This is a genomic window from Conyzicola sp., from assembly GCF_046714715.1.
Classification (GTDB): Bacteria; Actinomycetota; Actinomycetes; order Actinomycetales; family Microbacteriaceae; genus Conyzicola.
Genome location: NZ_JBKKAD010000142.1, coordinates 1 through 7,643 on the forward strand (window position 1 = coordinate 1; position 7,643 = coordinate 7,643).

The window sequence follows — 7,643 nt, forward strand, 5'->3', positions numbered from 1 at the left end:
GATGTACGGCGGATCGCCCGCGGCCTTCTGGGCGACGGTCGTGCCGCTCGCGGCGTGGCTGGTGATCTCGCTCACGGCGTCGGCGCTCGGCGCCCTTAAGCAGGGACGGTTCCGCACCCTGCGCGAGCTGCGCCCGAGCCCGATCGGCGCCTAGCCCGCCCGGCGCCTAGCCCGAGCAGAGGGGCAAACTTTCGACCTTTACGGGGCGGTCGAAGGTCGATTCGTTGCCCCGCTGCTCGCAGCGACGGTGGGCCTAGAACGCGACGTGCTGGGTGACCCAGGCGTGCATCGCCACGGCGGCCGCGGCGGAGGCGTTGAGGCTGCGAGTCGAGCCGAACTGGCTGATCTCCACCTGCACGTCGCTTGCGGCGAGCGCCTCGGGCGTGAGCCCGGGGCCCTCCTGACCGAACAACAGCACGCAGCGCTCGGGAAAGTCGAAGGTCTCGATCAGCACCGCGCCCTCCATGTTGTCGATGGCGACGATGGGAAGGTCGGCCTCGCGGGCCCAGGTGACGAAGGCCGCGACATCCGGATGATTCATAACGTGCTGATATCTGTCGGTGACCATGGCGCCCCGCTTGTTCCAACGTCGGCGGCCGATGATGTGCACGGTATCGGCGGCGAAAGCGTTGGCGCTGCGCACGATCGACCCGATGTTCATGTCGTGCTGCCAGTTCTCGATGGCGACGTGGAAGCCGTGCCGGTGCTCGTCGAGGTCGGCGACGATGGCGGCCATGCTCCAGTAGCGGTAGCGGTCGATCACGTTGCGGGAGTCGCCCGTGGCGAGCAGCTCCGGGTCCCAGTGGTCGCCCTCGGGCAGTTCGCCGCGCCACGGCCCCACCCCGTTGGTCGTCAGCTCGACGGAGGGGTTGTCGTTGTTATCGGCCACCAGTTGAGAGTAGCCGCACGCCGCGCTCGCCCCGTTTGTCACGACAGTCCAACCATGGGATTTCGGCCGCGTTCGGCATACAATCGTCGGACGCGACTGAGAACCTTTCATGTCACTATGAAGTGTCACGTCGCTCGGGGAATTAGGGGGACGGGGATGCTGGCGACTGCCACTCGACGGCGCACGGCCGCCCTGGGGTACGACGGGCCCAGCGCTCGTGACGGGCGCATCGACATTCTGCGCGGCATCGCAATCGTCTTCCTCACGGCGGAGATGGTCGTTCAACTCACGCGGCCGACCGCCGTTCTGTTCGAGTCCACCGGCACCCTCTCGGCGATTGCCTTCCTCATCGCCACCGAGGGTGCCGTCATGGGAATGCTCTATCGGCCACGGTTCGCGGGGGGTGCTGTCGGCGAGTCGGTCCTGCGAATTTGGAAAAGCGGTCGGGCGCTCTACCTCGCCGTCGTCGCCGCGACGGCAGCCCTGCTCGCTTTGAACCTGGTGCCCTGGATTTCCACGGCGCCCCTCACGGCGCTCTCCTCACACGGGGTTCGCGGGTCGTTATTGGCTCCGCCGCCCACCGACGCCGCCGATGTGGCGATCGGCTACCCCCTCGACCCGAACATCGTGCTCGACATCCTGCTCCTCCGGCTCGGACCGTGGCCGCTTGATGTGATCGGCGTGCTCGTCGCGCTCTTCGTGGTTGCACCCGCGGCGCTGTGGGCGCTCGGCCGCGGCAAATGGTTCCTCGTGCTGGCAGTCAGCACCGCGCTCTATCTGACCGAGCTTGTCACTCAGTTGCGCGTTCTGCCGACACGGGCCGAAGCCAGCCTGCCGATACTCGGCTGGCAGTTCATCTTCGTGCTCGGCCTCGTCGGAGGGTATTACCGGCGCGAAGTCGTCGCCTGGTTCCGCGGCCGGGTGGGGCGCGTGGTATTCGCCGTGCTCGCCACCGTCGCGGCGTCCATCATCGCGTTGCCGTGGTTCACGGGGAACGTGACGACGTCGTACCCCGACCTGCTTGCCCGATTCGCGGGCGCGGACACAGGCTGGCTGTTCGAACCCTCCGCCCCGGGCCCGCTGCGCTCCGTCGTGGCCGTCGTGTTCATCATCGTGACCTACGGGCTGCTCACCGTCGTGTGGCGGCCCCTCCACGCGGTTTTCGGCTGGCTGCTGTCGGCGCTCGGCCGCAGCACCATAGCCTCGATCATGCTGCTCGTCGCCGCAGGGGTTCTGGTCGTGAGCGTGCCGGGTATTCGCGACTCCCCGCTTCCCGCCGTCGCGATCATCGCGGCGATCGTGCTCGCCATGCGCGGAACGCTCGCCCTGCTCGCGCTGAGGAGGTCGGCCCGATGACGCGGATGTTGCTGCTCCGCCTTCTGATTCTGGCGACCGCCGCGCTCGGCGCCAACTACATCGTCTGGCGCTGGCTCGTGTCGCTCAACTGGGACGCGTGGTGGATCGCCGTGCCCCTCGTGTTGGCCGAGACATACAGCTTCATCGACGTGTGCCTGTTCGGGCTCACCGTCTGGCGCGCGAAGCCGCGGCCAGGACCCCCGGAGGCGCCGGACGGCCGCACGGTCGACGTTTTCATCGCCACCTACAACGAGCCGGTCGAACTCGTACTGACCACGGGGCGAGCGGCACGCGACATCCATTACCCGCACAAGACCTGGATTCTCGACGACGGCGCCCGCGACGACCTGAAGCTCGCGGCGCAGGCCGAGGGCATCGGCTACATCTCGCGCGGCTCGGAGTGGGCCGGATTCCAACGCCATGCCAAGGCCGGCAATATCAACAACGCGCTCGTAGACACCGAGGGAGAGTTCATCCTCATCCTCGACGCCGACATGATCCCGCGGCCGGAGATTCTCGACCGCACTCTGGGCTACTTCACCGACGACGCCGTGTCGCTCGTCCAGACCCCGCAGGTCTTCTCCAACGTGTCCGACCGGGATCCGCTCGGCAGCCAGGCGCCCCTGTTCTACGGCCCCATCCAGCAGGGCAAGGATGGCTGGAACGCCGCCTTCTTCTGCGGATCGAACGCGATCCTGCGCCGCGACGCTCTTATGCAGCTGGGTATCGTCGGCTACGTGCGCGAGATCGACCGCTCCGTCTCGACCGCCCTTCGCAACGCCTCTCAGGTACTGCGCGCGTCGCGCCACCACCCGGCAAACGCCGAGCCGGCCGTGCGCGTCGCCCTCGACACCGTGACCCAGGCCATCGCAGAGGCTCGGTCGAGTCTCGCGGCAGGCGCTCCGATCGGCGAGCTGACCTACGACCTCCACCGCAAGGTCGACTCGGCCACGTCATCGATCGTGGCTGTCGACCTCGCCTCGCTCGAAGCCGATCTAGCCGAGATCGCTGCCCTTGAGGCGCGCGACGGGAAAGCCACTGACGAAGCCTTCCAGTTAGACGGCGGTGCGCTTCTCACCCAGCTCTCCGCCCGCGACCTGAGCCCGCTCAATGCGCTCGAAGAGGTGCAGACGGCGTTGCGCCGCATCGGCATCGACCGCGGCGATGAGGCTCAGCCGGTGATGCCCCTCGCCACCATCTCGGTCACCGAAGACATGGCGACCTCGATGCGCCTGCACGCCCTCGGCTGGAAGACCGTGTACCACAACGAGCTGCTCGCCGACGGGCTGGCCCCCGAAGACGTCGGCACAATGCTCACTCAGCGGCTGCGCTGGGGCCAGGGCACGATGCAGGTCTTCCTCAAGGAGAACCCGCTGCTTCAGCGCGGAATGAACGCAGCGCAACGCCTGATGTACTTCTCCACCATGTGGTCATACCTCGGCGGCTTCGCGGCCATCGTGTACTTCGCCGCCCCGATCATCTTCCTGATCGCGGGCATCCTGCCGGTGAACAGCCTCGCCCTTGACTTCTTCGCCCGCTTCATCCCGTTCATGCTGGTCAACCAGATGCTCTTCCTCGTCGCCGCGCGCGGCATTCCAACCTGGCGAGGCCAGCAATACAACCTCGCCCTCTTCCCGGTGTGGATCTCCGCCTGCACGACAGCGTTCACCAATGTGGTGCTGCGCATTCCTCTCGGTTTCGCGGTCACCCCGAAGACCCGACGACTGACGACCGAGCGACAGTGGTCACTTGTACGCCCGCAGCTGATCGTCATGGCGCTGCTCGTAATCGCGATCGTGGTTGGCTTGATCAACGCGCTCGTGAATGACGCAGAGCTCATCGGTACAGCGGTTAACCTAGCGTGGGCGGTCTTCGACCTAGTCGTTCTGAGCGTAATTTTCCCCGCGATCACCCTTAAGGGCTACGTGCCCCACTCGAAAGGCAGCTAATGGAGTTCGAAACCAGGCCCATAGACGAACTCGTGGCCGTCATTCGAGGAGAGGGCCGGCTTAACATGGTCTCCGCGCCGCTGCTCAGAGAAGCGGTCACGGACGCGATTTTTCAGGGCCGACCGCGCGTGGTCGTCGACCTCTCGGGCGTTGACTTCATGGACTCCTCAGGCCTTGGGGCGCTGGTCGGTTGCCTGAAAACGGCCCGACAGGCCGGCGGCGACCTCCGAATCGCTGCCCCCTCGGAACAGGTGACGATGGTGTTGCAGCTCTCGAACCTCGACCGCATCCTCACCTCCTACGTCTCTCCGGAAGACGCATACCGTGACTGAGCCACTGGCGCTGCGCTGCCCGCCCGACGACCTCGACACGGTGCACGACTACATCCAGCGGGTCTGGGCAGCTTCGCCCGAACTCGACGCGATGGACAGGCTGAAGTTCGAGACGGCCCTGATCGAACTCGCCGCCAACGTCATCCAGCACTCAAATGGCGGTAACGGGGTCGTGGGAACCCTTAGCATCGCAGTGGACGCCGATCGCATCCGGGGCAGTCTCGCCGACGTATCCGCGCCGAGCGAGGTCGACCTCGCGGACCGTGACATGCCCGGCGAATTCGCAGAGTCAGGTCGCGGCATCGCGTTCATCCAGCGGTTGGTCGACGCGTTTCACTATGAACGACGTCAAGGCGAGAATCTGTGGATGATCGAGAAAATGCGAGAGAGGGAACGGTCATGACGGTCAGCGAAGACGGCCGCATGGAGACGTTGATCGGGCTCGAGTTGATGCACACCCCGCCCGAGGAGCGTTTCGACCGCATCACCCGGTTGGCGCGCGAGGTGTTCAACGTGCCGATTGCCGAGATCAACCTGATCGGCGAGACCATCCAGTTCACAAAGTCTCCCCAACTGCCGGGCGCCGATCCGATCTCTGCGCGCGACCAGTCGTTCTGCGACGTGACGATCCAGTCGCCGGACAACCTCGTGGTTCGCGACGCGACGCTCGATGCTCGCTTCGCCGAACGCTCGACCGTCACCGGCGAGCGCCATATCCGTTTCTATGCCGGCAGGCCCCTCACCGTGGGCAATGGCGCGCGCGTCGGCACGATCTGCCTCGTCGACACTGAACCGCGATCGTTTGACGCCGAACAGGAACACCTGCTCGACGAGATGGCCATATGGGTGGAGCGCGAGTTGATAGACAACGTCGAACGAGACCAAGCCGGCCTCGTGCAACGCAGCCTGATGCCCGTCGGGCCCGAGACAGCCACCGACGCGGAGGTCGCCGGCGTCAGCATCCCCTACCACCACGTGGGTGGCGACTTCTACTCGTGGTCGCGAAAGGGCTCGATCGTGCACGTCGTTCTGGCCGACGTCATGGGCAAGGGAGTCGGAGCCGCGATCGTAGCCGCGACCCTGCGTGCCACCATCAACGCGCTCGGCGACGGCGCCCCCTCCGACGTGCTGCGCCGAACCAACGAGCTGCTGCTCGACGATTTCACCGCAACCTCCACGTTCGCGACGGTCTTTCTCGCTCGTCTCGACCTGACGACGGGCGACCTCGATTTCGCCGACGCCGGACATGGCCTCTCCGTACTCGTACGCCCAGACGGGTCGCACGAGCGCCTCATCTCCACCGGCCTCCCGCTGGGGATCGCCGCCGACGTCGAATTCCATGCCGGACACGCCCTGCTCGAACACGGCGATACCCTCGTGACGTTCACGGACGGACTTCTCGACATGATGGACGGCACGCTGGCTTCGATCGATCCGATCGTCGATATCGCGCTGGACAGCAGGGGCGCCGTGGAGATCGTGGCTCGAATCACCGAACTGTGCAGCACGCTGCGTGCTACCGACGACGTCACCGTCGTCGCGGTGACCCGGCCGTCGCTCCTCTAGCCCTCGGCGCGGTGTTAATCTCTCATCATGGAGAAACTGGGCTGGCACTCTGACGGCCCGAACCTCCTGGTGCACGGCGACAACCTGCCGGCCCTCGCGCAGTTGCCGGATGAATCGTTCCGCCTGATCTACATAGACCCGCCGTTCAACACCGGCAGGGTGCAGGCGAGGCAGACCATGACCACGGTGCGCTCGGCCGAGGGCACCCGCAAGGGCTTCCAGGGACGCAACTACGAGACCGTGAAAGGCCTGCTCTACAGCTACGACGACTCGTTCGCCGACTACTGGGACTTCCTGGAGCCCCGGCTCGAGGAGGCCTGGCGCCTGCTCGACGACCGCGGCACCCTCTATCTGCACCTCGACTTCCGCGAGGTGCACTACGCGAAGGTGGTGCTCGACGCTCTCTTCGGCCGGGAGCACTTTCTCAATGAGATCATCTGGGCCTACGACTACGGCGCCAGGGCGAAGAACAAGTGGCCGGCCAAGCACGACACGATCCTCGTCTACGTGAAGAACCCGAAGACCTACTTCTTCGACAACGCCGAGGTCGACCGCGAACCGTACATGGCGCCGGGCCTAGTGACACCCGAGAAGGTGGCGCTCGGCAAGCTGCCGACCGACGTCTGGTGGCACACCATCGTGTCGCCCACCGGCAAAGAGAAGACCGGCTACGCCACGCAGAAGCCCGAGGGCATTCTGCGCCGCATCGTCCACGCCTCGAGCGCGCCCGGCGACTGGGTGCTCGACTTCTTCGCAGGTAGCGGCACCACCGGCGCGGTCGCGCAGAAGCTCGGCCGGCGCTTCGTGCTGGTGGAGCAGAATCCGCAGGCGCTGGCAATCATCGAGAAGAGGCTGGGCGAGGCCGCTACCTCGGTACTATTGCCGCATGAATAACCGCGGCGAAATCGAGTGCTGGCTCACCGACATGGACGGCGTTCTCGTGCACGAGAACCATCCGGTTCCCGGGGCAGCTGAATTGCTGCAACAGTGGCGCGACGAGGGCAAGCCCTACCTCGTGCTCACCAACAACTCGATCTTCACCCCGCGCGACCTGAGTGCGCGCCTCAAGGCCTCGGGGCTCGACGTTCCCGAGGACCGCATCTGGACCTCCGCCCTCGCCACCGCCGACTTCCTCGCCAGCCAGCTGCCCGGCGGCAGCGCCTTCGTGATCGGCGAGGCCGGCCTCACCACCGCCCTGCACGAGGCGGGGTTCATCATGACCGAGTCGAACCCCGACTACGTGGTCGTCGGCGAGACGCGCAACTACTCGTTCGAGGCGATCACCAAGGCCATCCGCCTCATCGGCGCGGGGTCGAAATTCATCGTGACGAATCCGGATGCCACGGGGCCCAGTGCCGACGGACCGCTGCCCGCGACCGGGGCCGTCGCAGCCCTCATCACCAAGGCCACGGGCAAAGAGCCCTACGTGGTCGGCAAGCCGAACCCCATGATGTTCCGCTCGGCGATGAACAAGATCGGCGCCCACTCCGAGAACACCGGCATGATCGGCGACCGCATGGACACCGACATCGTCGCCGGAATCGAGGCCGG

The 7,643-nt window shown here is 66.0% G+C and carries 8 protein-coding genes; 7 read left to right on the plus strand and 1 reads right to left on the minus strand.

Going from position 1 to position 7,643, the window contains the following annotated elements; translation table 11 throughout:
• Window positions 1–253: 253 nt before the first annotated feature.
• On the minus strand, window positions 254–889 hold the full coding sequence (locus ACLQ6X_RS10420; RefSeq protein ID WP_411700096.1) for a TrmH family RNA methyltransferase: 636 nt from the start codon (window positions 887–889) through the stop codon (window positions 254–256).
• Window positions 890–1,045: 156 nt separating this feature from the next.
• Between ACLQ6X_RS10420 and opgC the strand changes: the two genes are divergently transcribed.
• The 7 genes from opgC to ACLQ6X_RS10455 all read left to right on the plus strand — a co-directional run.
• Window positions 1,046–2,245: an OpgC domain-containing protein gene (opgC, locus tag ACLQ6X_RS10425; RefSeq protein WP_411700097.1), complete on the plus strand. Its 1,200-nt coding sequence runs from the start codon at window positions 1,046–1,048 to the stop codon at window positions 2,243–2,245.
• Window positions 2,242–4,194, plus strand: coding sequence for a glycosyltransferase (locus tag ACLQ6X_RS10430; RefSeq protein ID WP_411700098.1), 1,953 nt, complete (start codon window positions 2,242–2,244; stop codon window positions 4,192–4,194). The genes opgC and ACLQ6X_RS10430 overlap by 4 nt, the downstream gene beginning before the upstream one ends.
• Complete coding sequence (locus ACLQ6X_RS10435) at window positions 4,194–4,526, plus strand: STAS domain-containing protein (protein ID WP_411700099.1); 333 nt, start codon at window positions 4,194–4,196, stop codon at window positions 4,524–4,526. The genes ACLQ6X_RS10430 and ACLQ6X_RS10435 overlap by 1 nt, the downstream gene beginning before the upstream one ends.
• Window positions 4,519–4,929: an ATP-binding protein gene (locus tag ACLQ6X_RS10440; protein ID WP_411700100.1), complete on the plus strand. Its 411-nt coding sequence runs from the start codon at window positions 4,519–4,521 to the stop codon at window positions 4,927–4,929. The genes ACLQ6X_RS10435 and ACLQ6X_RS10440 overlap by 8 nt, the downstream gene beginning before the upstream one ends.
• Window positions 4,926–6,092 carry a PP2C family protein-serine/threonine phosphatase gene (locus ACLQ6X_RS10445; protein ID WP_411700101.1) on the plus strand — a complete coding sequence of 389 codons (1,167 nt, stop codon included), beginning with the start codon at window positions 4,926–4,928 and terminating at the stop codon, window positions 6,090–6,092. The genes ACLQ6X_RS10440 and ACLQ6X_RS10445 overlap by 4 nt, the downstream gene beginning before the upstream one ends.
• Before the next feature lie 27 nt (window positions 6,093–6,119).
• On the plus strand, window positions 6,120–6,986 hold the full coding sequence (locus tag ACLQ6X_RS10450) for a DNA-methyltransferase (RefSeq protein ID WP_411700102.1): 867 nt from the start codon (window positions 6,120–6,122) through the stop codon (window positions 6,984–6,986).
• Window positions 6,979–7,643: HAD-IIA family hydrolase (locus tag ACLQ6X_RS10455; protein ID WP_411700103.1), on the plus strand; the 665-nt coding region annotated here is incomplete at its 3' end. The genes ACLQ6X_RS10450 and ACLQ6X_RS10455, both read left to right, overlap by 8 nt.